This window comes from Thalassospira sp. ER-Se-21-Dark (genome assembly GCF_017922435.1).
Classification (GTDB): Bacteria; Pseudomonadota; Alphaproteobacteria; order Rhodospirillales; family Thalassospiraceae; genus Thalassospira.
The window spans coordinates 359929-384807 of record NZ_VDEZ01000001.1 but is presented as its reverse complement, the minus strand read 5'-3'; the positions used below and the strand labels follow the sequence as shown (position 1 = coordinate 384807).

Annotated in this window: 21 protein-coding genes; 7 read left to right on the top strand and 14 right to left on the bottom strand. The window is 53.8% G+C overall.

From position 1 onward, the window contains the following. Positions 1-56 precede the first annotated feature (56 nt). Complete coding sequence (locus FHI25_RS01700; protein ID WP_210514428.1) at positions 57-1466, bottom strand: sensor histidine kinase; 1410 nt, start codon at positions 1464-1466, stop codon at positions 57-59. After that, positions 1463-2314 (bottom strand): response regulator transcription factor, encoded by an 852-nt coding sequence (locus FHI25_RS01695; RefSeq protein WP_232308386.1) that lies wholly within the window; start codon positions 2312-2314, stop codon positions 1463-1465. Before FHI25_RS01695 ends, FHI25_RS01700 begins: the two co-directional genes overlap by 4 nt. 53 nt (positions 2315-2367) lie before the next feature. Between FHI25_RS01695 and FHI25_RS01690 the strand changes: the two genes are divergently transcribed. The 4 genes from FHI25_RS01690 (at position 2368) to FHI25_RS01675 (ending at position 7750) form a co-directional block, all read left to right on the top strand. Next, positions 2368-3468, top strand: a complete 1101-nt coding sequence (locus FHI25_RS01690) for a tripartite tricarboxylate transporter substrate-binding protein (protein WP_063088751.1) — start codon at positions 2368-2370, stop codon at positions 3466-3468. A 123-nt stretch (positions 3469-3591) separates the two neighbouring features. Beyond that, positions 3592-5571 carry a tripartite tricarboxylate transporter permease gene (locus FHI25_RS01685; protein ID WP_210514426.1) on the top strand — a complete coding sequence of 660 codons (1980 nt, stop codon included), beginning with the start codon at positions 3592-3594 and terminating at the stop codon, positions 5569-5571. Between the two features lie 5 nt (positions 5572-5576). After that, the gene (locus FHI25_RS01680; protein WP_246878857.1) at positions 5577-6695 is read left to right on the top strand and encodes a 4-oxalomesaconate tautomerase; all 1119 of its coding nucleotides are present in this window, start codon (positions 5577-5579) and stop codon (positions 6693-6695) included. Further along, a complete protein-coding gene (locus FHI25_RS01675; RefSeq protein ID WP_210514424.1) occupies positions 6695-7750 on the top strand; it encodes an isocitrate/isopropylmalate family dehydrogenase in 1056 nt (351 codons plus the stop codon). The genes FHI25_RS01680 and FHI25_RS01675 overlap by 1 nt, the downstream gene beginning before the upstream one ends. Before the next feature lie 350 nt (positions 7751-8100). Here FHI25_RS01675 and FHI25_RS01670 read toward each other — a convergent pair whose 3' ends face one another. The 9 genes from FHI25_RS01670 to FHI25_RS01630 form a co-directional block, all read right to left on the bottom strand. Next, positions 8101-8619 (bottom strand): DUF2478 domain-containing protein, encoded by a 519-nt coding sequence (locus tag FHI25_RS01670; protein WP_210514422.1) that lies wholly within the window; start codon positions 8617-8619, stop codon positions 8101-8103. Between the two features lie 45 nt (positions 8620-8664). Then, a complete protein-coding gene (locus FHI25_RS01665; RefSeq protein ID WP_210514420.1) occupies positions 8665-9288 on the bottom strand; it encodes a carbonic anhydrase in 624 nt (207 codons plus the stop codon). A 46-nt stretch (positions 9289-9334) separates the two neighbouring features. Further along, the gene (locus tag FHI25_RS01660) at positions 9335-10153 is read right to left on the bottom strand and encodes a peptidylprolyl isomerase (RefSeq protein ID WP_210514418.1); all 819 of its coding nucleotides are present in this window, start codon (positions 10151-10153) and stop codon (positions 9335-9337) included. A 57-nt stretch (positions 10154-10210) separates the two neighbouring features. Continuing rightward, complete coding sequence (gene narI / locus FHI25_RS01655; protein WP_210514416.1) at positions 10211-10906, bottom strand: respiratory nitrate reductase subunit gamma; 696 nt, start codon at positions 10904-10906, stop codon at positions 10211-10213. An 11-nt stretch (positions 10907-10917) separates the two neighbouring features. Further along, complete coding sequence (gene narJ, locus FHI25_RS01650) at positions 10918-11622, bottom strand: nitrate reductase molybdenum cofactor assembly chaperone (RefSeq protein WP_064779675.1); 705 nt, start codon at positions 11620-11622, stop codon at positions 10918-10920. Continuing rightward, complete coding sequence (gene narH / locus FHI25_RS01645) at positions 11622-13145, bottom strand: nitrate reductase subunit beta (RefSeq protein WP_210514414.1); 1524 nt, start codon at positions 13143-13145, stop codon at positions 11622-11624. Before narH ends, narJ begins: the two co-directional genes overlap by 1 nt. Further along, positions 13142-16882, bottom strand: a complete 3741-nt coding sequence (locus tag FHI25_RS01640) for a nitrate reductase subunit alpha (RefSeq protein WP_210514412.1) — start codon at positions 16880-16882, stop codon at positions 13142-13144. Before FHI25_RS01640 ends, narH begins: the two co-directional genes overlap by 4 nt. Before the next feature lie 68 nt (positions 16883-16950). Continuing rightward, a complete protein-coding gene (locus FHI25_RS01635) occupies positions 16951-18345 on the bottom strand; it encodes a NarK family nitrate/nitrite MFS transporter (RefSeq protein WP_246878856.1) in 1395 nt (464 codons plus the stop codon). A gap of 61 nt (positions 18346-18406) precedes the next feature. Beyond that, positions 18407-19771, bottom strand: coding sequence for a nitrate/nitrite transporter (locus FHI25_RS01630; protein WP_063088761.1), 1365 nt, complete (start codon positions 19769-19771; stop codon positions 18407-18409). A 257-nt stretch (positions 19772-20028) separates the two neighbouring features. Between FHI25_RS01630 and FHI25_RS01625 the strand changes: the two genes are divergently transcribed. Both FHI25_RS01625 and FHI25_RS01620 read left to right on the top strand, forming a co-directional pair. Further along, positions 20029-20727 (top strand): helix-turn-helix domain-containing protein, encoded by a 699-nt coding sequence (locus FHI25_RS01625; protein ID WP_120224407.1) that lies wholly within the window; start codon positions 20029-20031, stop codon positions 20725-20727. An 11-nt stretch (positions 20728-20738) separates the two neighbouring features. Next, positions 20739-21044, top strand: a complete 306-nt coding sequence (locus FHI25_RS01620; RefSeq protein WP_210514408.1) for a carboxymuconolactone decarboxylase family protein — start codon at positions 20739-20741, stop codon at positions 21042-21044. 191 nt (positions 21045-21235) lie between these two features. Here FHI25_RS01620 and FHI25_RS01615 read toward each other — a convergent pair whose 3' ends face one another. The 3 genes from FHI25_RS01615 to FHI25_RS01605 are packed head-to-tail and all read right to left on the bottom strand — an operon-like array spanning position 21236 to position 23862. Then, entirely contained in the window at positions 21236-22153 is a 918-nt protein-coding gene (locus FHI25_RS01615) for a U32 family peptidase (RefSeq protein ID WP_210514406.1), read from the bottom strand. Beyond that, on the bottom strand, positions 22150-23127 hold the full coding sequence (locus tag FHI25_RS01610) for a peptidase U32 family protein (protein WP_210514404.1): 978 nt from the start codon (positions 23125-23127) through the stop codon (positions 22150-22152). Before FHI25_RS01610 ends, FHI25_RS01615 begins: the two co-directional genes overlap by 4 nt. 24 nt (positions 23128-23151) lie before the next feature. Beyond that, on the bottom strand, positions 23152-23862 hold the full coding sequence (locus tag FHI25_RS01605; RefSeq protein WP_210514402.1) for an SCP2 sterol-binding domain-containing protein: 711 nt from the start codon (positions 23860-23862) through the stop codon (positions 23152-23154). A gap of 225 nt (positions 23863-24087) precedes the next feature. On the opposite strand from FHI25_RS01605, the gene FHI25_RS01600 reads away from it, so the two are divergent. Next, a complete protein-coding gene (locus tag FHI25_RS01600; protein WP_210514399.1) occupies positions 24088-24828 on the top strand; it encodes a DUF542 domain-containing protein in 741 nt (246 codons plus the stop codon). The last annotated feature ends 51 nt before the right edge of the window (positions 24829-24879 follow it).

The window sequence follows — 24879 nt, the reverse complement described above, 5'->3', positions numbered from 1 at the left end:
GCACATCATGTGCCAGCCGATTGCCAAATCGGTCGGCGAATCGCGGCAAATAACGCCTAGAGCGGGAATTCGATCCGGACCTTCAGGCCTTTGCCGTCTTTACCGTCTTCGAGTGTCAAGCGTGCCCGATGTGCGTCTGCAACTTCCCTGACAATAGCGAGACCAAGACCGCAGCCTTGTCCGTTTTGCTCATCAAGTCTTACGAAACGCTCCAGAACTGCTTTGCGATCCTCTTTCGGTATCCCCGGGCCATTGTCTTCGACCTCGAGAACCGGACCGACAGCAACGCCACCCCCAATCAGCCGAACCGTGACTATCGTGCCGGGCGTGCCATAAACAATGGCATTATCGATCAGGTTGCTCAGCATTTCCTGAAGTAAAACCTCGTTGCCGGTTTCTATTTGGCAGTTCATGCCTTCGCTTTGATCGTCGAAGCCAAGATCAATATCGTGGCGGATTGCCTGACGGACCATGCCAGATGTTACCGAGGCAGCAAGTGCGAGCAGATCGGTTTTCTCATAGCGAACAGCCTTTCGTCCTTCGGGGGATACCCGTGCAAGATTGAGAAGCTGGCTGGCCAATCTTGCCGTTTGTCGGGTTTGGTCAACGATACGTTCAAGTGCCTGCCGGTCTTCCGGGGTGCTTGCATTGCGCAAGGCCCATTCGGCTTCGGCCTGCACCGTCGCAAGAGGGGTGCGTAGCTGGTGCGATGCGTCGGCAATGAAACGTTGATTGGCCGTGATGGAGCTTTCGAGACGTGCCAGAAGCGCGTTGAGAGACTTGACGACCTCGGTGACTTCCTTGGGCATGGCATGGCGGATCGGGCGCAAATCATCCGTTGATCTGCGCCGGATTGCCTGTTGCAGTCTTCTGAGTGGCGCAAGCCCGCGTGAAACACCGATCCACGCGAAAACGCCGCCGAGAAACATCAAAACCAGAAAGTCTGTGGTCGACCCCAGCAGCTCGTCATAAATCAGATTGTCGCGTTCGCGACGGGTCTGGCTGACATCAATGGTCACCCAGCCGTAGATGTTCGAGGATGGATTGGCGACCAGGTACTTCATGGTGACCGCGCGCACGTCTTCGTTACGGTAATGGGCATTGTAGAAATGGGGAACACCGGGTTCCAGCGTTACGCCCTCAGGCAGGCGTGGGAGGCCGAAATCACCTGTCACAAACGCCCCGTCTGGGCCCTGAACGCGGTAATAGGTGTTTTCGCGGGTGAATTGTTCAAGCAACAATTCAATATCGCGCGACAACAGATCCCCGCCTGAATTGATCGCATGTTCGGAAATGGTCACCGCCAGCGCGACCAGAAGGCGATCCTGTATGCGGTTGGCCATTTCACTGACGGTCAGGTAGTTCTTTGCCAACAGCCCGAAGGTCAGCAAGAAACCCGGCAGCAAAAGCCAGCGCAGAAGCCTTGCGCGTAAAGAAGTGGATATGGCTGTGGCGTTTTCGTTCATTCGTCAATCATGTAACCAAGTCCGCGAATGGTGCGGACTTCGACATCACCTGAAGCAATTTTTTTACGTAGGCGGCTGATGTAAAGCTCGATTGATTTTACGCTGGCTTCATCATCAAAACCGAAAAGATGCAGGGCGATTTTTTCCTTGCTGATCACCTGACTGATATTTAGCAGCAGAATTTCAAGCACCCCGCGTTCGCGCGGTGTCAGCGAGACAGGCTGGCCATCAATCGTCACGGATCTGTCGACCGAATTGAAGGACAGTTTTCCAACCGTGATATAGGGATTGCGCTTGCCAATATTGCGTCGCAGAAGAGCCCGGGCTCTGGCTTCGAGTTCTGATAATTCGAAAGGTTTGACCATATAATCGTCGGCCCCGGCATCCAGACCGGCAACACGTTCATCGAGATTACCACGCGCGGTCAGGATCATAACCGGCAAATTGATCTGGCGTGCTCGCACGGTTTTTAGAATTTCAATTCCGTCCAGTCCCGGCAGTGATAAATCGAGAATCAGAAGATCGAACGTCTCTTGCAGAACAAGGTTGAGCGCGTCCTCGCCGTCATGAACCATATCGACAGCATGATCGGTCTGCCGAAGAGCAGCAGCGATTTTATCGGCCAGAACAAGGTTGTCTTCTACGATCAGAATGCGCATTTCCCTTAAATAACATCGAAAACAGCTGCGAAAATTAAAAATTTGACCATCGACAGCTAACTGACAGCTTTTTCGTTTAGATTTTCCTTCAGGGGCAAGCGGCACTCCCGGCAACGACCGGAAAAAAACAATAACAGCCGAAAGCCTGAATGGGAGGAAATCGACAATTGATGGCGCGATCTGCGTCACCCGTTTCTTTCCTTCCATTCGAGATAAAACAACCGTTATGGAGGGAACGCCCAATGTCATGGGGAAAGAACTTTAATCTGTCATTCAAGTCCGCGTGCGCGGCTGCGGCAATTGCCTTTGGCTTTGCCGGTACAGCAACCGCACAGGATGCAAATTTCGAGGGAGACCGCGTCGAACTGATCATTCCGTTTGGCGAAGGTGGTGGGACTGATACCTGGGGCCGTTTCTGGGCACCATATTTCAGTGTCTTCCTTCCAGGAAGCCCGACTGTTGTCGTCAAGAACATTCCGGGTGGCGGCTCTACCTCTGGTGCCAATCAGTTTCAGGCCCGCGCCGAGCCCGATGGATTGACCGCAATCGGTACTTCCGGCTCTACCCAGTTTCCGTACCTTCTGCGTGACAAGCGCGTACAATATGAAATGCGTGACTGGCGTGTTGTTCTTGCATCGCCGACCGGCGGTGTTGTTTACGTGAATTCAGATCTTGGCCTCAAGTCGGCCGACGACATGAAAGCACTGGAAAACGTCAAGTTGCGTTATGGCAGCCAGGGGGCGACATCCCTTGATCTCGTTCCGTTGCTTGCCTTTGAACTGCTGGGACTTGATGTTGATGCGGTCTTTGGCATGAAGGGCCGCGGGGCCGGTCGTCTTGCCTTTGAGCGCGGCGAGGTCAATATCGATTACCAGACGTCTTCGGCTTTCATTAATAACGTCCGGCCGCTTGTTGATATCGGAAGTGCTGTTCCGTTGTTCTCATGGGGGGCACTGGATGACGATGGCAACATCGTACGCGATCCGTCATTCCCTGATCTGCCGAGCTTCCCGGAAGCATATGAGAAAATGAAGGGTGAAAAGCCTTCAGGCCCGGCATGGGAAGCGTACAAAGCATTCTTCATTGCCGGTTTCCCTGCGCAGAAGATGGTCTTTTTGCCAAAAGACACACCTGAAGAAATCGTCCAGGCGTATCGTGACGCGGCACAGCTTGCCACCGAAGATGAGAGCTTTGTGGCTGATCGACAGGCAACCCTTGGCGAGTACAAACAGATCGTTGGCGAGCCTGCAGAACGCATTTTCCGCACGGCTGTAAACGTTCCTGAAGATGCTCGTGAGTGGGTCCAAAAATGGCTGACCGAGAAGTATTCGGTGCAGTTCTAATTAAAATCTGAAGTCTCCCGTATCCTGATCGGGGTGGCCTAGTCCACCCCGCTTTTTTCACCCTTCGACTGTCTGGTCGTTTTAAGGGAACGGGCGAACTTTGTCTTTTGACGGAGTTTCCAAATGCTTGATGCAATGATGACCGCGCTGGCTCATTTCGCGCAACCAACCCATCTGATCTATCTTTTGCTAGGTGTTGGAATGGGCATGGTTGTTGGTATTTTGCCCGGTTTGGGTGGAATTGTCGGGCTGTCTCTTCTGTTGCCCTTCATCTATGGCATGGATCAAATCTCGGCCCTTGCCATGCTGATCGGTCTTGTCGCGGTTATCCCAACCTCGGACACCTTCACTTCGGTCCTTATGGGGATACCGGGATCAAGTGCATCACAGGCAACCGTTCTTGATGGATTTCCATTGGCGAAAAAGGGCCATGGTGCCCGGGCGCTGGGCGCTGCATTTTCGGCATCATTGGTCGGTGGTCTGGTTGGGGCCGTTATCCTTACCGGCTTCGTTGTGATTGCACGGCCTCTTATTCTGGCATTTGGCTCGGCCGAGCTGTTCATGCTGGCTGTTCTTGGTTTGTCGATGGTTGGCGTTCTTGCCGGTCAGAGCCTGCCAAAGGGCGTTATTGCTGCGGGCCTTGGTTTGTTGTTGGGCGCACTTGGCGCGGCACCCGCGACCGGCGAACTCCGCATGAGTTTTGACTCCGTTTATTTGATGGATGGCCTGCCGCTTGTCATCGTCGGTCTGGGCATGTTCGCGTTTCCTGAAATCATCGATCTTTGCCGGCAAAATCGATCTATTTCAGACAAGGGCACGCTTGGCCTGGGATGGCGGGACGGTGTTCGCGATATGATACGTCACAAATGGCTTTGCCTGCGTTGCGCCGGTCTTGGCAGTATCGTTGGCGCTTTGCCCGGTCTTGGCGGAAGTGTCGTCGACTGGATTGCCTATGGTCATGTCGTCCAGACTGCAAAAGACAAATCCCAGTTTGGCAAGGGCGACATTCGAGGTGTTCTGGCGCCGGAAAGTGCCAATAATGCCAAGGAAGGCGGTGGGCTTGTCCCGACCTTGCTGTTTGGTATTCCCGGTTCGGGCAGCATGGCTGTTTTCCTTGGCGGGATGGTGCTGATTGGTCTTGAAGCCGGCCCTGCAATGGTCGGGCGTGACCTTGATATCACCTACACGATTATCTGGTCGCTTGCGATTGCCAACGTGGTTGGTGCCGGTGGCGCGTTGCTGATTTCACCGTTTGTATCCCGTCTGACGACCATCAAATACGGCTATCTTGCACCGTTCATGATTACAGTGATCTGCTTTGCCGCGTTTCAGGCAACGCGTTCGCTGTCAGACATGATTGCGTTGTTGGTGCTTGGTGTTCTTGGTGTGCTGATGAAGCGCTTTGGCTGGCCGCGTCCGGCATTTTTGATCGGCTTTGTCCTTGCTTCCAATACCGAGACTTACCTTTATCAGGCGTTGCAATTCTACAATTGGGAATTTTTGACACGCCCTGGTGTGCTGATTATCGCAGCCCTGACCATCATTTCGGTTCTGATGGGCATGCGCAAACACCCGGCAAACCCGGTTGAAGAAGAAGAAAGCAACCATTCGCATAATCCGAAACGCTGGCCGCAAATCATGTTTGCTGGCGGACTTTTTGCCTTCTTTGCTTTTGGCATTTGGGATGCAACCCAGCATTCCTTCCTTGGCAGCGTCTTTACCGGTGCTGTGTCGGTTGTGATGTTGATCGCGTCGGCCATCCTGATTTGGCAGCTGGTGTCATCACCCGCCTCACATGCCGCCAATTTCGACCATGAATATGATCTTGATCATCAGGATGTGAAACCAACCGCCGGTCTTTGGCACTACGTGCTGTGGGTTGCAGGCTTGGTGGTCGGAACGGCGGTGTTTGGGTTCCTGATTGCAATTACCGGCTTCTTTATTGCCTTCCTCCGGATCAAGGCCAACGCGTCCTGGCTTTTGACACTGCTTTTGACCGGGTTGGCGGTTATCGGGCTTTGCATTCTTGCATGGTCGCTGGTTCTCGATTTCCCGGCAGGGATGCTTCAGGACCTGATTGAACTTCCCTGGCCGCTGGGGTGATCGACATGAAAAATACCATGATTGTGAATGACCAACATGCCGTTCCCTGTGTGATCATGCGTGGCGGCACTTCCAAGGGGCCGATCTTTTTGGCCAGTGATTTGCCCGAAGATGTCGCAATGCGCGATCGCCTTTTGCTTGCGGCAATGGGGTCGCCCGACAAACGTCAGATTGACGGTATTGGCGGTGCCGATACGTTAACCAGCAAATCGTGCATTGTTGCGCCATCCAGCCGACCGGACGCCGATGTCGAGTTCCTGTTCGCGCAGGTCGCCATTGACAAGGCCGAGGTTGATGTCAATCCGAATTGCGGAAACATGACTGCCGCCGTTGCACCATTCGCGATCGAGGCTGGTTTGGTGCCGGTTACGGGGGATCAAACCTTGGTGCGGATTTACAACCAAAATGTCGGTGCATTGGTGGACGTGCTGGTTGCCACGCCGGGCGGTAAGGTGACCTATAGCGGTGATGCTGCGATTGATGGCGTACCTGGTACTGCGTCGCCCTTGATATTGCGGTTCAAGGATATCATGGGCAGCAAAACCGGACGGCTTTTGCCGACCGGCAAACCGATCAACTATATCGACGGGCTTGAAGTGACTTGTATTGATGTCGCGGTGCCAATGGTGATGTTTCGGGCCCGTGATCTTGGGATTAAGGGGAACGAAACCAAGGCACAGCTTGACGGCAATGCGGAACTGATTGCCCAGATGGAAGCCGTGCGTCGCAAGGCATCGGAATTGATGGGACTGGGCGACTGTACTGGTAAGGTCGTCCCCAAAATGGCTATTTTGTCGGAACCGACAAAAGGCGGTGACATTACATCACGTTACTTTGTGCCGCATAATTGCCATGCAACCCATGCGGTGACCGGGGCGATATGTGTTGCCAGTTGCGCGTCACTTTCGGGAAGCATCGTTGATGGTATGATTGAGCTTAAGGCTCAGCCGCAGCAATGGATCCAGATCGAACATCCAAGTGGCGTGATTGCCGTGGAACTCACCATCGAAGGGTCTGGGCCAAATCTTTCAGTGATATCGGGTGGTGTGATCCGCACAGCGCGCCGGTTGTTTGAAGGCAGGGTACTTGTCCCTGAAAATATTCTGACGGAGGTTGCGGGTTGATGGATGTTGTATTGATGCCGGGCGATGGGATCGGGCCGGAAATTACGTCTGTCACGCGCAAAGTGCTGGAGGCATTGGACCGTTCGTTTTCCCTGGGACTTGAATTTAGCAACGAAGACGTCGGATTTACGTCGCTTGAAAAGCATGGCGCCACCATTACGCCAGAACTGATCGAACGTGTGCGGAAAGCCGGTTTGGCTATTCTCGGACCGGTTGATACTGCGCATTACCCACCGGCGGATCAGGGCGGGATCAACCCATCGGCGGCACTGCGCATCAATCTGGATTTGTATGCCAATGTAAGGCCTTCAAAGGTGTTTGAGGGCCTTCCGTCGGCTGTTGCGAACATGGATTTGGTGATTGTGCGTGAAAACACAGAAGGTTTTTATGCAGATCGCACAATGTATGCCGGAACTGGCGAGGTGATGCCGACGCCTGATCTTGCGCTTGCCACGCGCAAGGTAACACGTCAGGGCAGTTACCGTGTTGCCGCCTATGCGGCGCGACTTGCCGCGAAACGCCGGGGGCACTTGACCATCGTGCATAAAGCCAACGTTTTGAAGTTGAGCGACGGTCTTTTCCTGTACGAAGCAGAAAAAGCAGCCGCAAAGCAAGGCGGGCTTGAGGTTCGTGAAGAACATGTTGATGCCATGGCGTCACTTCTGGTCAGAACCCCTGACGCGTTTGATGTGATTGTCACCACCAATATGTTCGGCGATATCCTTTCAAACGAGGCGGCCGAGCTTGCAGGCGGGCTTGGTCTTTCCGGATCACTTAATGTTGGCGATGAAAATGCGATTGCGCAGGCGTCGCATGGTTCCGCGCCGGATATTGCAGGCAAGAATATCGCCAACCCCGTATCGCTTTTGCTGTCGACTGCATTGCTTCTGGAGTGGAAGGGAGTAAAAGCCGGACGCAACGATTTGCAGCAGGCTGCCAACTGTCTCGATCTGGTAATCGCTGAAATGTTCAAAAATCCGAACACGCGAACAACTGACCTTGGCGGGACACTGTCTTGCAGTGATTTTGGCTCGATCTTGGTCGAAAAGCTTTAGGGAGCTCGTTTCGACAAGATAATTGCCGTTATATATGTGTGATGATGGACGGACAATTTGCGGTAGCTTTTAGCCCATAGTGCTTACACCCCTCCGTTGGAGCAGTATTCAAGCCAATCAGAAAAATGTCAGCTTTTCTGTCAATTCTGCAGCTTTTTGTCAGCTTTTGTGACAATCGATGACAACTTATCTGACAATCGGAAATGCTAAGGCATTGATTTCGCGAGAGGTCGGATGTCACCTTTTGTGGCACCTGACAATTTTTTCTGAAAAATTTATGCGGCCTGAGCCCAACGCATATATGCGTCGGTGCAGCTATTTGATTGTCATAGTTTGGGTTAATGAGCGTGCTAGGCTGGCTGGACCAACGCACAATTCTCCTCAAGCCAATCAAAAAGATCGTTTTCTTTTGGAGGCAAGGCGATTTCCAGACCTCCGGCAAATTCCTTGAATGCTTCGAGGTTTAGCTGGTTCAGGCCGACCAATACTGTGATGTCCTTTACCAAAGCATCGGCAATGACATCCCTAAAACCGCGCCCTTCGGCTTCGTGCTTGCCGAATTTGTTGATAACGAGAACATCGGCACCTTTTTGAAGCTCCTGGGTGACGAAGCCAACAGCATCTTCCAGTGCGCTTGTATCGAGGCGGCAGCCGCGTGAATGTTTGCCCAGTGCCTGAGAAATGCGAATAACCGGACCATCCGGCAGTACCTTGACATCCATATCGCACGGATCGTCCATTTCCCGTTCTGAATTGATCTGGACTGTTCCGCAAACGCGCAAGCCCTTGTCCAAGAGGCGCCGGGCAACGCGCGACAAAAGCAAGTCTGTGTCGCCTCTACCCGCTGCCATCGTGTATGCGATTTTCATCTTGGTATTCCTTGTTTCGTTTCGTCGGGGAATAGCTCACCTGAGTCAGGAAGCCTGTTCCTCGGAATTGGGAAAATCCGATCGACGGATCGTGCATCCAAGGTCACGCAGAAGGCCGTCTTTCAGGCTATAAATCAGGCCATGAATTTTGATTTCTGCGCCAGCGCGCCAGGCACGCCGCATGATCGGGGTTTCGGCCACCCGGCTGACACCCTCAATCACATTGAGCTCCGCGAGCCTGTCACGCCGCACCTCGATGTCACTGTGCTGGTCAAGTGCACGGGCATGATAGCGGGCTTGACGACGGATTGGTTCAAGCCAGTGATCGGCCAAGCCATGGGGAAGGTCCTCCGTCGCTGCTCTCACACCGCCACAACCGTAGTGACCGCAAACGATAATCTCGCGGACCTTCAGGGTTTCAACGGCAAACTCCAGCGCAGACAGAAGGTTCAGGTCTGATGAATGCACCACGTTTGCAACGTTGCGGTGAACAAAAACTTCTCCGGGATCAAGCCCGGCAACAACGTTGGCCGGTACCCGGCTGTCTGAACATCCGATCCAGAAAAACTCTGGCGCCTGGTGGCTTGCCAGTCTGGAAAAATATCCAGGTTCTTCGTCTTGCCTCGATCGCGACCAGAGCCTGTTTCGTTCCAAAAGGTTTTCAAGCATGGAAACCTCACACCGGTTGTGGGTTATATGCGCTAAAACCGCGCGCCTAATTGGGTTTCGTATTGTTGGTCCCGCGTCCAAGGTCGGCTCCGGTGATGGAGGAGGACGCAATAAGGCCGTCGACAAACGCCTTTGCCTTGCGGGCCCATTGGGCTTTTTCCATCGCTTCGGAGATTTTTGGTTTCACGGTCTCGAACGGCAGTGGATGCCCCTCTGCCAGTGCGTCTAGCCGGAGGACGTGATAGCCATATCTGCTCAGTACAGGCTCGGGCGCGATTTCGCCCTCAGAAAGCTGGCGAAGAGAGGCTTCAAATTCCGGCACCGTGTCGCCGGGGCTCAACTGACCAAGCGATCCGCCTGCTGAACGCGATCCACAGTCGCTTTGCGTGCGTGCAATATTTTCAAACGATTGCCCACCTTTGCGAAGTTCGCTGAGGATATCGTTTGCCCGTCTGAGGGCCAGTTCTCTTTCCACGGCGTCATTCGGATCGCATTTGCACAGAATGTGGGACACTTCCCACAACGGCATCGAGCGAAACCGTTCAGGATCCTTTTGCCATTCGGCACGAATGGCGTCTTCGCTTGGGGGAATGATATCGATTTCTGCTTCAAGCAATGCGCGGATCATGGCCTCTTCGTTGGTTTCAATCCGGTTTGGTGAAACTTCCTGCGGGACTGCTTCAATACCGTTTTTGCGCGCTTCCTGAAGCAACAGGGTACGGATGACCAGTGCATTTGCCGCGTTACGCAAAGCGTCGGCAAAATTGTCCTTTGACGCTGTGTGGTTTTGCAATTCCGCAGCAACCGCTGTTTGCGGAATGGTTTCGCCATTGATGACGAGATCGGGAAACATTTGCGTATTCATAGCGCTTTGTCCTTTGTTTGCAGGAAGTCGTCGGCGCATGAATGCGCCGACTGTCCATTATCGATGTGACAAAGGTCTGGTGCGGCGTGACCGGACAATCTGATACCCCGGACGCAAGAAATACCGCACTGGAACTGACAGCATGTGCACAAGGCGCGTGAACGGGAACACCAGGAAAATCGTCAGGCCCAGAACCAGATGCAGTTTGAATATCCAGGCCACATCGGTAATGTGGCTTGCCGCATCAGACTGGAAGGTGAAAATTCCCTGAGCCCAAGCCATGAACTTGGTCATTTCATACCCGTCGAGATGTTCAAGCGACACAAAGATGGTGCCGATCCCAAGAACAAGCTGTGCCAGCAACAGGGCCAGAATGCCTATATCGGCAAAGCTTGACGTTTTGCGGATACGCGGATCGGTCATCCGGCGATGGAACAGCATCAGGCCGCCAATCAGGGCCATGACACCGGCAATGCCACCGGCCACAACTGCCAGGGTCTGTTTGGCACCATGAGTGATCCCAAGGGCATCAAAAATCCAGATTGGCGTCAAAAGTCCGACCAGATGGCCAAAGAAAATGACCAGAACACCGACATGGAACAGAACGGAGCCCAGCATCAATTGCCTGCGACGGAGAAGCTGACTTGATGATGTTTTCCAGGTAAAGGGATCACGTTCATATCGGGCGATAGAGCCGATAATCAGGACCGATAGCGCGATATAGGGATAGATCCCGAAAAGGAAGTTATGCATTTGGGCCTCCTTTACTCTGCTGCTGCCGGCGGTACCGGTCCAGCGGGTTGATCAATACGCGACAGAATGTCACGCACCTGCGGACAACCGGCATTCGGGTCCGGCCCGAACGTGACCTCGCTTTCCTCCCAGACTTCGTCGAGGGCCTCGAGGTCATTGGGGTCGTCTTCGGGTTGTTCAAGGAGTTCGGCAACGGCATTGGCGTCAGCCGTGACATTGGCCAGTTGCTGCAAGGCGGAAAACACCGCCTGATAGGGGCTTTCGCGATTTTCAAGACGGGCGCGGATTGCCTCAAAGATGTGTGCTGCGTCAGCCAATGTGTCCTGCACCTCTGCACGCGGCCGGGTCGACAGGAATTCCAGCAGCACAGGAAGATGGTCTGGAAGCTCCGTTGTTGCCGGTTCAAAGCCGCCAGCCCGATATGTTTCAAGCAGGCTGACCATGGCACCACCACGGTCGCGGCTTTCGCCGTGAACATGCTCGAACAGGTTAAGTGACAGGCTGCGCGAACGATCAAACAGCATGACGAAACGTTCCTGAAGATCGTAGATGTCATCGTTTGACATGGCCTCGACCAGCGGTCGCAGATCGCGACGCGCCGCCGCTGTCAGGCGGGTGTCCGATGCCAGAACACCACCGATTTCAGGCATGGCTTCTTGCAGTTCTGTTGTCGGATAGCTCAGCAGAAGCGAGAACGATTTGAGTGTGCGGTCCATCAGCGTACCTCCTCTGGCATTTTCAGAGGCTTCTTGCTGCCACCAAACAGGGACCCCTGACTGATGCCCGAAGAACAACCGTTGCAGTTGGTGAACCCTTCGCCGCCACGCAGGTCATAGGCTTCCTCGACCTGTTCGCGATGGGTGGTCGGGATGACGAACCGGTCTTCGTAATCGGCAAGCGCCATGATTTTGTACATGTCCTCGATGGTTGCACCATCAAGACCGACGCGCTTGGCGACTGTCTCATCAATGACACCATCGACGGTTTTCGACCGCATATAGGCCCGCATGGCCAACATCCGTTCGAGAGCATGTGCCACTGGCTCCTCGTCGCCAGCTGTCAGCATATTGGCAAGGTATTTCAAAGGAATGCGAAGGTTGCGGACATCGGGCATTGCCCCGTCCATGCCGATTGCACCGGCTTCGGCAGCATTCTGGATCGGGGAAAGCGGCGGGATATACCAAACCATCGGAAGGGTGCGGTATTCCGGATGCAGCGGGAAGGCAACTTTCCACTCCATCGCCATTTTCCAGATCGGGCTGTCCTGGGCGGCCTTGATCCAGTCTTCCGGAATACCGTCGGCACGGGCCGCCGCGATAACTTCCGGATCTTTCGGATCAAGGAACACACCAAGCTGGGCATCATAAAGATCGGTGGTTTCTTCGGCATTGGCCGCGGCTTCGATCTTGTCAGCATCATAAAGCATGACACCGATATAGCGGATACGCCCGACACAGGTTTCCGAACAGACCGTCGGATTACCTGATTCAATGCGCGGATAGCACAGCGTACATTTTTCCGATTTGCCCGTTGACCAGTTGTAATAAACCTTCTTGTACGGGCAGCCCGATACGCACATGCGCCATCCCCGGCATTTTTCCTGATCGATCAGGACAATGCCGTCTTCTTCACGTTTATAAATCGCCCCAGATGGGCAACTTGCGGCACATGCCGGGTTCAGGCAGTGTTCGCACAGACGCGGCAAATACATCATGAATGTATTTTCGTATTCGCCGTAAATATCTTTCTGGATGCCTTCGAAGTTGTAGTCTTCCGAGCGTTTCGAAAACTCACCGCCAAGAATTTCTTCCCAGTTCGGGCCTTTTTCGATTTTTTCCATCCGTTCGCCAGAAATGCGCGAACGCGGACGGGCCGTTGGAAAGGCTTTCACTTCCGGGGCAGATTTCAGGTGATCGTAATCGAAATCGAACGGTTCGTAATAGTCGTCGATTTCCGGCAGATCCGGGTTGGCAAAGATGTTTGCCAGGATCCGCCATTTCGATCCCTGTTTGGGCTGCAGCTTGCCCGACTTGGTGCGTTCCCAACCACCATTCCAGCGGTTCTGGTTTTCCCAGTCGGTCGGATAGCCGGTGCCAGGTTTGGTTTCGACGTTGTTGAACCAAGCGTATTCAACACCATCACGGCTGGTCCAGACGTTTTTGCAAGTTACCGAACAGGTATGGCACCCAATGCATTTGTCGAGGTTCAGCACCATGCCGATTTGTGCGCGGACTCTCATTTCCCGACCTCCTTGTCGTTTGCTTCATCGTCGAGCCAGTCGACCTTCTGCATTTTGCGGACAATGACGAACTCATCACGGTTGGCACCCACGGTTCCGTAGTAGTTGAAACCGTATGATTGCTGGGCATAGCCCCCAATCATGTGTGTGGGTTTAAGTGTCGTGCGGGTGACAGAGTTATGAATGCCGCCGCGTTTGCCGGTCTTTTCGGAGCCGGGCGTATTCACGATCTTTTCCTGCGCATGGTACATGAAGGTCGTACCATCCTTGATGCGCTGGGAAACGACTGCGCGGGCGGTCAGGGCACCGTTGGTGTTGTAAAGTTCCACCCAGTCATTATCGACGATCCCGGCGCGTTTTGCGTCGTTTTCGCTGATCCAGATCACCGGACCACCACGGTTAAGTGTCAGCATCAACAGGTTGTCGCTATAGGTCGAATGGATGCCCCATTTCTGGTGCGGTGTGATGAAGTTCAGCACCACATGCGGCATACCGTCGCGGGCTTCGTCGTTGATTTCCTCGGTAATGGTTTTGAGGTCAACCGGCGGACGATAGGAAACAAACCCTTCGCCAAAGGCCCGCATCCACAGGTGATCCTGATAAAGTTGCTGACGCCCTGTCAGGGTTCGCCATGGGATCAGTTCGTGAACGTTGGTATAGCCCGCGTTGTAACAGACATGCTCGGACTCAAGGCCCGACCAGGTCGGCGAAGAAATGATCTTGCGCGGCTGGGCGGCAATATCGCGGAAGCGGATTTTTTCATCTTCCTTGGGAAGGGCGAGATGGGTGTGTTCCCGTCCTGTGATCTTGCCAAGTGCATCCCAGGCCTTGACCGCAACCTCACCATTGGTTTCAGGTGCGAGCATCAGAACCACTTCAGTGGCATCGATATCGGTATCGATCTTCGCACAGCCCTTGGCAGATCCTTCCTGCCACACACCGTTCAAATCACGAAGATGCTGAACCTCGACCTCGGTCTTCCAGTTGATCCCCTTGCCGCCATTGCCCAGTTTGTCGAGCAACGGGCCAAGTGCGGTAAAGCGATCATGGATTGCGGTGTAATCGCGCTCGACGGCGATATAGTTTGGCGCAGTCTTGCCGGGAATAAGTTCGCATTCACCCTTCTTCCAGTCTCTGACCTGATCCTGGGCGAGTTCACCCGGGGTGTCATGAAGGATCGGCAGAGCGACAATGTCGGTTTCCTTGCCAAGATATCCCGGAACGATTTCCTGGAATTTCTTGGCAATGGCCTTGAAGATTTCCCAATCAGACTTGCTTTCATAGGCCGGGTTAACAGCCGCCTGAAGCGGGTGGATGAACGGGTGCATGTCTGACGTGTTCAGATCGTTCTTTTCATACCAGCTTGCGGTTGGCAGAACGACATCGGAATAGACTGCGGTGGTGCTCATCCGGAAATCAATGCAGACCAGAAGATCAAGTTTTCCACGTGGGCCTTCTTCATGCCATTTGGCTTCCTTGGGCAGTTGATGGCCTTCTTCGCCCAAATCCTTGCCCATGACACCATGATCGGTACCAAGAAGGTGTTTGAGGAAATATTCGTGACCCTTGCCGGAAGACCCCAACAAGTTGGAACGCCAGACAAACAGGTTGCGTGGCCAGTTCTTGGGATCATCCGGGTCTTCACACGACATTTCCAGGTCGCCAGATGTCAGTTTTTCGGCGACATATGCCGGAATTTCCTTGCCGGCTTCTTTGGCTGCCTTTGCAACATCCAGTGGATTGGTCTTGAGCTGTGGGGCTGATGGCAACCAGCCCATCCGTTCGGCACGGATATTGTAGTCGATCATTGAAACGTCCCAGTCGCCATCCGGGGCGGTCGGAGACAGGATTTCTTTGGCCGTAAGGGTCTCATAACGCCACTGATCGGTATGGGCATACCAGGCACTGGTGGAATTCATGTGCCGAGGCGGACGTCCCCAATCAAGAGCAAACGCCAGCGGTTGCCAGCCAGTTTGCGGACGGAGTTTTTCCTGCCCGACATAATGGGCCCAACCGCCACCCGATTGGCCAACACAGCCGCACATGACCAGCATGTTGATGACACCACGGTAGTTCATGTCCATGTGGTACCAGTGGTTCATCGCAGCGCCGATAATGACCATTGATTTGCCTTTGGTCTTTTCGGCATTTCCGGCAAATTCCCGGGCGACATGAATGATCTTGTCGGCTGGAACACCCGTAATCTTTTCCGCCCATGCCGGGGTTCCGGGCATGCCGTCGGCATAGTCACTGGTGACCCAGTCACCACCCAGCCCGCGATCAAGACCATAGTTGGCACAGAACAGGTCAAATACGGTCGCGACCATGACCTCGCCATCGGCGGTCTTGATGCGTTTGACCGGAATGTTGCGGTTCAGGACATTGGGATGCTGGGCATCGGTTGCGAAATGCTCCGACGTGTCGCCGCCGAAATACGGGAAGTCGACACCGACAATCTCATCATGATCTTCTTCAAGAATCAGCGACGTCTTGAGATTGGTATCTGCACCGGCGGCTCTTTCTTCCAGGTTCCATTCACCAGCTTCACCCCAGCGATAGCCAATCGACCCGTTCGGAGCAACAAGGCTGCCGGAGTTGTCGTCAATCGCAACGGTTTTCCAGTCTGGATTGTTGTCCTCGCCCAGCTTGTCACTCAGGTCAGAGGCACGCAGGAACCGGCCCGGAATAAGCGAGCCATTCTTTTCATCGAGTTTTACCAGCATCGGGAAGTCCGAATATTTACGGCAATACTCTTCGAAATATTCGGTCTGACGGTCGAGATGGAATTCCCGCAGGATCACATGGCCAAACGCCAATGCCAATGCGGCATCCGTACCCTGTTTAACATTGAGCCAGACATCGCCGAACTTTGCAGCTTCGGAATAATCCGGGCAAATAACCGCTGATTTGGTTCCGCGATACCGGGCCTCGGTATAGAAATGCGCATCCGGTGTTCTGGTTTGCGGTACGTTCGATCCCCAAAGGATGAGATATCCGGCATTGTACCAGTCTGCGGATTCCGGAACGTCGGTCTGTTCGCCCCAGGTCATCGGCGATGCCGGTGGCAAATCGCAATACCAGTCATAGAATGACATGCACACACCGCCCAGAAGGCTGAGATAGCGTGAACCCGCTGCATAACTGATCATCGACATCGCCGGAATGGGCGAGAAACCAAACACACGGTCAGGACCATATGTTTTTGCCGTAAAGGCGTTTGCAGCCGCAACCAGTTCGGTTGCCTCATCCCAGGTCGCACGAACAAACCCGCCTTTGCCGCGACTTGCAACATAACTTTCCCGAAGAACGGGATCGTTTTGAATGGCTGTCCATGCCTCGATCGGGTTCATTGTGGAACGCATCCGGCGCCAAAGCTTCAAAAGCTTGCCACGGATCAGCGGGTTTTTGACGCGGTTGGCAGAATAGAGATACCAGCTATAGCTTGCCCCGCGTGCACAGCCGCGCGGTTCATGGTTTGGCAGTCCGGCACGGGTGCGCGGGTAATCGGTCTGCTGGGTTTCCCAGGTGACGATCCCGGATTTCACATAGATTTTCCAACTGCAAGAACCGGTACAGTTCACACCGTGTGTCGAACGAACGATTTTGTCGTGGCGCCAGCGGTTGCGATAGGTATCTTCCCAGTCGCGATTTTCGCGGGTGACCTGACCGTGGTCGTTTGAGAACCTCTCCAATTCCTTGTTCTGGAAGAAGTTCAGTCTGTCTAACAGGTGACTCATGGCGTTTCTCCTGAAGGCTGCGGACCCTGCCCAAACCGGTTAGGTCGGGCAGGGGCAATTTTGGGTGATCAGCACGAAACCGGTGCGTTCTTGCGGCTGTAGTAGAACCAGGTGATCGAAAGGCAGACCGCATAGAAGACGGCAAAGCACCAAAGCGCACCTGCGGGACCACCGGTCAGCGCGATGGAGGTGCCATAGGCTTTGGGAATGAAGAATGCGCCGTAGGCTGCAATCGCACTGGTAAAGGCTATGATCGCGGAACTTTCGAGTTCCGACTGTTTGAGCTGGGTGGCCTGATCGGCATCGGGCATCAGGCGCGGGATTTCCTGACGCATGATCGACGGGATCATCTGGAAGGTTGATGCGTTACCGACACCGGTCAGGAAGAACAGAGCCATAAAGCAGGCAAAGAAGCCCCAGAAATGGCCGCTCGTTCCGCCAAGCGGCAGGAATTGAAGGACGCCGACAACGGCAATAATCATGCCGATAAAGGTCCAGAACGTTACCCGACCGCCACCAAGCTTGTCAGAAATCCATCCTGTACCTGCACGGCTCAGCGCACCAACCAGCGGGCCAAGAAATGCATATTGCAAGGCATCGACTTCCGGGAACTGGGTTTTCATCAGCAACGGGAAGCCAGCGGAATACCCGATAAAACTGCCAAATGTGCCGGTATAGAGGATGCACATGATCCAGTTGTGTTTGCGGCTAAAGATGATCGATTGTTTTTTGAAGCTGGCTTTGGCATCCGCGATGCTGTTCATGCCAAACCAGGCAGCAATGGTCGAAACCACGATGAACGGCACCCAGATAAAACCCGCATTCTGCAAGAAGATTTCGCCGCCACCTGCAACGCTTTGGGCGGCACCCCCCAAGGTGCCGAACACACCGGCCGTGATCACAAGCGGGACCACAAACTGCATGACCGAAACACCAAGGTTGCCAAGTCCGGCATTCAGGGCCAGGGCGTTGCCCTTTGTTCTTTTCGGATAGAAATAGGCGATGTTTGCCATCGAGGAGGCAAAGTTGCCGCCCCCGAACCCGCACAACAGTGCAAGAATAAGGAACCAACTGTAGGACGTATTGGGATCCTGTACGGCAAAACCGATCCCAAGGGCTGGCAGCAACAGGGATGCTGTGCTCAGCGTTGTCCAGACGCGGCCACCAAAGATTGGCACCATAAAGCTATAGAAAATACGAAGCGTTGCCCCCGACAAACCGGGCAGTGCGGCCAGCCAGAAAAGTTGGCCGGTGGAGTAGGTGAAGCCAATGCCCGGTAGCTTTGCAACAACAACCGACCAAACCATCCAGACCGAAAACGCCAACAAAAGGCAGGGAATGGAGATCCAGAGATTGCGGGTGGCGATTGCACTGCCTTTGCTTGACCAGAACTCTGTATCTTCTGGCCGCCAATCGGTCAGGACAGCGCCTTTTTGACCATTGTCTGCGTGCGTGATTTCCAAGGGAACCTCCCGATGAAACTGTTGGAGAGGCAGAGCGCAATCTGCGCTCTGCCGGTTTGTCTTACTGAGCAGGTTTGGTGGTAACGCCCGATGGTTTGCCAGTGGCAGGTGCCGGTTTCTCCAGCGGTTTGTCGGGCACATCTGAAAGGTATTTTTCGTCTGCCAGTGCCGGATGACGCGAACGTTCCATTCGGCGGATCACGACATGCATCCAGATCGTGGACACCGCGACCAGCACGAACAGCAGCATGAATGGCGCGGTCCAGACATTGGTCAGATCAAGAAGCACTCCGAAGGCGATTGGCAGGAAGAAACCGCCAAGGCCACCGATCATGCCAACCAGACCACCAACCGATCCGACGTGATGTGGATAGTAAACCGGGATGTGTTTGTAGACGGCGGCTTTGCCGAGGCTCATGACGAAGCCGAGAACGACTGTCAGGGCGACAAACATGCCAACTGAAACACCGAAATCAAACTCGATGGGTCCGTTGATGCCCGAAACCAGATAGGTCGTCTGCGGGTAACTCATGATGAACAGAACGACCAGGGAGACGATGAAGGTCAGATACATGACCGCACGTGCACCCCATTTGTCCGACATCCAGCCCCCCAGTGCCCGAAAGACCGAGCCGGGGAGAGAATAAAGTCCGGCAAAGACGCCCGCCGTGGTTAGTTCCAGCCCATATGCGCCGACATAGTAGCGCGGTAAAAAGCTTGCCAGCGCGACAAAGGCACCAAAGACAAAGAAGTAATAGGTGGCAAAACGCCAGACCTGCATGTTCTTAAGGGGCTCAAGCTGTGAGCTGGCCGATACCGGGCCTTCGCCAGATTCCTTGCGCGCTTGCTGGACCGGGTCGGTTTTTGCCAGCAAGAAAAACAGTACGGCTGTGATGACAAGGACGACGGCGTAAACGCGGGCCGTCCCCTCCCAACCAAGGGCGACGACCAGAAATGGGGCGGCAAAGTTCGTTACGGCTGCGCCAACGTTACCGGCGCCAAAAATCCCCAGCGCAGTGCCCTGACGTTCCTTTTCGAACCAGCGCGACGTATAGGCGACACCAACGATAAAAGACCCACCAGCAAGGCCAAGACCAAGGGCGGCAACAAGAAAGATTTCATAGCTGTGGACGGACGTCAGGAGCCAGACACAGACGGCTGTAATCAGCATCTGCAGTGGGAACATAACCCGACCGCCAAATTGCTCTGTCCATACGCCAAGGAAGATGCGGCTGACCGAGCCGGTTAGAACCGGTGTCGCGACCAACAGCCCGAATTGTGTATCACTCAGGCCGAGTTCCTGTTTGATCTTCACCCCGATAATGGAAAAGATTGTCCAAACCGCAAAGCATACCGTGAAGGCGAAAGTACTCAGTCCCAGAGCACGGTATTGGTCTGTTTGTGAAACCCCTTTTAACGTATGCATGGCAATTCCCCTCGAGCATCTGTCGTTACATTGGAGCGTGTCCGAATGGCCTGATCATTGTTTGAGGGGACCCTCGTCAGGGTTGATCTAAATCAGAAAACGTGGAACGCTTCGGTGAAATAAACAGCCACGCCAAGTATGTGGTCCGGCGGTTTGCCGAACCTCAATACACAGAGAGAGCAAGAGCAAATGCCCGCTTGATAAATATCAAGTAAGCAGCAGGCATGTTTCTGCGCAGGGTTATAAGTGAGGAAAAAATGTCCGATTCGACCTTCCCGGAGGTACGCAGTCTGGATCTCTTCGCTGATATGAGCGACGAGAACTATGCCAAGCTCATGCGAGGCGCTTATTTGCAAACATTTCCACCACATGTTGACCTGATCGGTGAAGGTGAAGGTGCCGATTTCCTTCATGTTTTGGTCTCAGGCGCGGTGGATCTGTTTTCCAGTTGGAATAACCGGGAAACAAGCGTCATGATCGTCAAGCCGGTTTCAACTTTCATTCTTGCAGCCACCATTCGCGATGCCCGCTATTTGATGTCGGCCAGAACAATGGAGAAAAGCCGGATTGTCATGATCCCCAGTCAGGATGTCCGGGCGATTTTTGACCTTGATGCAGGCTTTGCACGTGCGGTTGTCGTCGAATTGGCCGCCTGTTACCGTTCAGTCATCAAGACCACTAAAAACCTGAAGTTGCGCACAGCTCTCGAACGTCTGGCGAACTATTTGCTGTCCCGACACCGGGCCTATGGTGCCCCGGCGAGTTTCGATCTTGATCTGGAGAAACGGCAACTCGCGTCGGTTTTAGGGATGACGCCCGAAAATCTCAGCCGCGCGTTCAAGGCACTTCAGGCATATGGGGTCGCGGTTAATGGAGAAAAAATAGAGATAACTAACCCCGCCCTTCTTCAGAAATTTGCCAAGCCGACATCTCTGATTGACGATGATCAAACGTAAGGAGAGAGCCTATGGTTAAATCTATGCCCGGTGCTGCCGGAAAACTGGCGGACCAGTATCCCGATATCTGGAAGGCTTATGCTGAACTTGGTAAGGCCGCTGCAGAGGCAGGACCTTTGACGGACCGGGAACGCCGCCTTGTAAAACTTGCGCTTGCAATCGGTATTGGTTCGGAAGGAGCGGTACATTCACACACCCGGCGTGCCAAGGCCGAAGGTATTGCACAGGAAGATCTGTTGCAGATTGCGATGTTGTCTATCGGACCTGTCGGTTTGCCGCGTGCGGTCGCCGCGAAAACCTGGATTGAGGACATCTAGTGCCCTTCCCGACATGGTTCCATTCGGGCGCTTCCAGTTGATCATTGTCAAGGGTGGACACCATCGCAGTGTTATGCTGACTGGTGTTCACAATGTAATGTCATGCTAACTCCCCGAATTGTGAATGTATTGAAGGGCTGCGATCCGTAAGATTGCAGCCCTTTCTTTAATGGTGGGTTCTGGCGTGGTTCTTATTCTGCCTGCGGAGCGCGCGTCTGACGAAACTCGGCGCCCGGGGCTTCGTGCAAGAAGCCGTTGGCAAAGTCCATCGGGAAACGCATTTCCCTCAGGCGGTGCCTGAGTTCTTCCGGATCGGTTTTACGCGCGAGAACCTGACGATAGAGATCCGAAACCCTGGTCATGTCCAGACTATGTGGCGACAGGCGGAACGCTGTCACACCGGCGTTTTGCATCTGTGCGATATTGTCCGCCATTTCAACATAGTGGCTGGACAGGGTTTGCAACCCGTTGACCGCCAGAAACGGCGTATCGTCGAGTGTTTCGACATCCATGCCATCAAGGTGGTCCCCGCAAACGTACCGACACCCATCCTTGTGCAGGCCCTGCGCCCGTGCTGAATAGCAGCGGGCCGAAATGGCCAAAGGCATTCGGCCAAATACCTGTACCTCAATCTCGGCCGCGGTATGCGCGCCACATAATGCTGCGATCGAGGACATCGGTAGTTCCCATGGCAGGGCGATCCGTTTAGCGCCTTTTTCGGCAAAGTAGGACAGCGTCCCTTCATTATAGGTATTGATGTAGGGACCAATCATGTGCGGCTGACCTGCGAGCAGGCGCACAACCGAAATATCGTTGGCCTCAATCATAATGTCGGGCATCTGCGCGATGTCGCGTATTTGATTAACTTCGCGCTCATTCATCACCAGTGCGAGTGTAGAGAGAACAACTTCCTTGCCGCTGCGCTGAAGTCGTTCGATAACGTCAGGCAGGTGCTTGTCAAAGAAGGGCATCCGTTTTGCGCAGACAACTTCGCCAACATGGACGGTATCGACGTCGGTTTCATCTGCAATGCGGTTGTAGAAATCCTTTTTGCGGTCCTCGTCCCAGTGAAAAAGAACCGGGCCCATAACAAGTCGCGATCTTTTCATTGCCAGCTTCTCCGGTATGCACCTGTGGTATCGCTTTGACCTTCACTCAGCGTGCTGAGTTTTGATCGCGCGTTGAGTTGTCCCTCGGCGATCTTGTCCAGTGATGTGCGAAAAGCGCCAACGACCTGCGAAATATACGCCTTCCCGCGTTGCCGCCCTTCGATCTTGAGCGCGGAAACGCCTGCATCTGCCAGTTCCGGCAGCATGGCGGTGACATCAAGGCTGGTGGGTTCTTCAAACAGATAGCCGGATTTGTCCATGGCACGAAACCGGCCCTTGCACAGCGTCGGATAGCCGACCTTTTCATCGCTGTCATAGATGTTGATGGTGAAGTTCCCCAGTCGGGAAACTGTCGTGTCGCCGCGTTCTTCATAGTGAACATGTGCTGCCGGTGAACAGACGCCGTTCATATTCGGACTTTCGCCCGTCGCGTATGAAGACAGTGAACAACGACCTTCGGCCATGACGCACATCCCGCCGAATGCGAATACTTCTGTTTCAACCTGTATGCGCTGATTTAGGGTGCGTATCTCATCAAGCGACAAAACTCGGGGCAGCACAACGCGTCGTACACCGAATTCCTGATGATAAAATCGAATGGCTTCTTCGTTCGAGGCCGATGCCTGTACGGATAAATGCAAACGTGCGTCAGGATGATGATCGCGCGCGTATCGCAGCAAACCGATATCAGCAAGGATGATAGCATCGACACCAATTGCCACGGCATCATCAACTGCCTTATGCCAGATTTCTTCCGCCCCGGCCTGCGGATAGGTATTGCAGGCAAGATAGACATGAACCCCGTGCTTGTGCGCATGTTTGACGGCATCGCGCAATTCAGGACGTGAAAAGTTCAATCCCGGAAAGTTTCGGGCATTCGTTGCGTCCCGAAAACCGCAATATACAACATCAGCACCCGCCGCGACGGCGGCATGCAGGCTGGCAGGTGTTCCTGCAGGACAAACGAGTTCCATATTGAACCTGTGAATAGTTGTGGATCAGGGATTGACGGGCAGCGCGAAATCATCCTTGGCCGCACCAGATGGTTTGGGGCGCGTATGGCGGTTTCGCCTTTGTATTGTTTTCTCGATCTCAGCCAGTGTGACCGCTTGCGCGGATGTGCGTTTTTCCACGCCGAGCAAACGTTTGGCGGTGGGGGACGTCAATGCATCTGCCGTCCGGTTCATGTCGTGCTGAAGTTGTCGATAAATCTTTTCGGCAAGGCCAAGTGCTGCCCTGGCTGCTGGGCCCATCACGCCAAAGCTTTCAGCCACAGCGGATCGCAGATCAATGGTCTCTCCATCCAGGGCATTGCGAAGTGCGACAACAAGTTCGGTGCGTCCCTCGATCCGCAATGTGCGCGAAAAGAACAGTGCGTCACCATCTGATGTCCCCTGAAGAAGCTCCAGCAGTGCGGGTAACGGTCCTGATATCTGTGCTGCGACAGTTTCTTCTTCGCTATGTCTTGCGGGGCGGAGTTCGGGATGATTGGCATCTATTTTTAAATAGAATTGTAGATCCAGGTCAGTCGGAGAAATCAGCAACGCGAATGCTTCTTGCTCGGCCACCCGTTCAAATACCGGTCTGTAGCGATGATGCATCGTCGCCATCGCGTGGCGGCATATGCGCTCGACCAAAAGGGTTGGCGCATTGCGTATGAACGGGTTTGCCAGCAAAAATGGCGTAAAGGATGGATAGCTTTCTGTCACAGCATACTCCGCGTTTTATAGGGCGAAGTATCACTGGCCCGGGCGGGTTGGCGTTTGATGTTTGTCAAATCACCGTGAGATTGGAATTACGCTTAGTTGTAACAGCCCGACAGGATGTTACTTTGACGTGATAATCAAACAGAACCGACCGCAACATTTTTTGGCATAAATCCATTTGACCATCGTCAATCTGCCAAATTGTCGCTGGTTTAAACTCCCTTTTGTTTGCTGGATGCCGATCTTAGGGAGGACACCTTTATGCAAGATGCGTTGAACACGGCAACACTGGACGTCAAGCCCGCCGAACTGCTTGATCAGAGTCTGGGGGGCTTGATTTCATGTTTCCCCGGCGCAACGCTGGTTTTTCGCCGTCATCACATCGGGTTTTGTTGTCATCCTGACCAGACACTTCAAGAAGCTGCAAAGCGCAAGGAACTTGATCCCCGCGTGATTGCCGGGGAACTCTGCAAGCTTCCCAAGGGACCTTTGACCTTGCCCGATGTGGGGGATGTCGATGCGTTTATCGATTTCATCCTTACGCGCTATCATGATGTTCACCGCGATGAGTTGATCGAACTGATTGCGCTGTCTCGCGAAATTGAAATTGTGCATGGTGACCATCCGGACGCGCCCGTAGGGCTGGCAGATGCATTGATGGGAATGGCAGAGCAACTTGATATGCACATGACGAAAGAGGAAAATGTTCTTTTCCCGGCGATGCGTGAAATGAGCAGGAATACCTCGATTACGTCGGCACTTGCCATGCCCATCCATTGCATGCGCGAAGAGCATGACGATCACGGTCAAGCTATCCACAAACTGCAGAAATTGACAAACAATTGCACCTTGCCTGACGGGGTATGTGGTTCGTGGCGCAGGTTGTACAGCGCGATCGGTAAGCTGATCGAAGATCTTGTTGCACATATGTATTTGGAAAATTCGATCCTGTTCCCGCGTTTCGAATAGTCTGTAGCAAAATGTGACGGCGATGTCGTCGCGTGTTTTCTGTGACAAAGC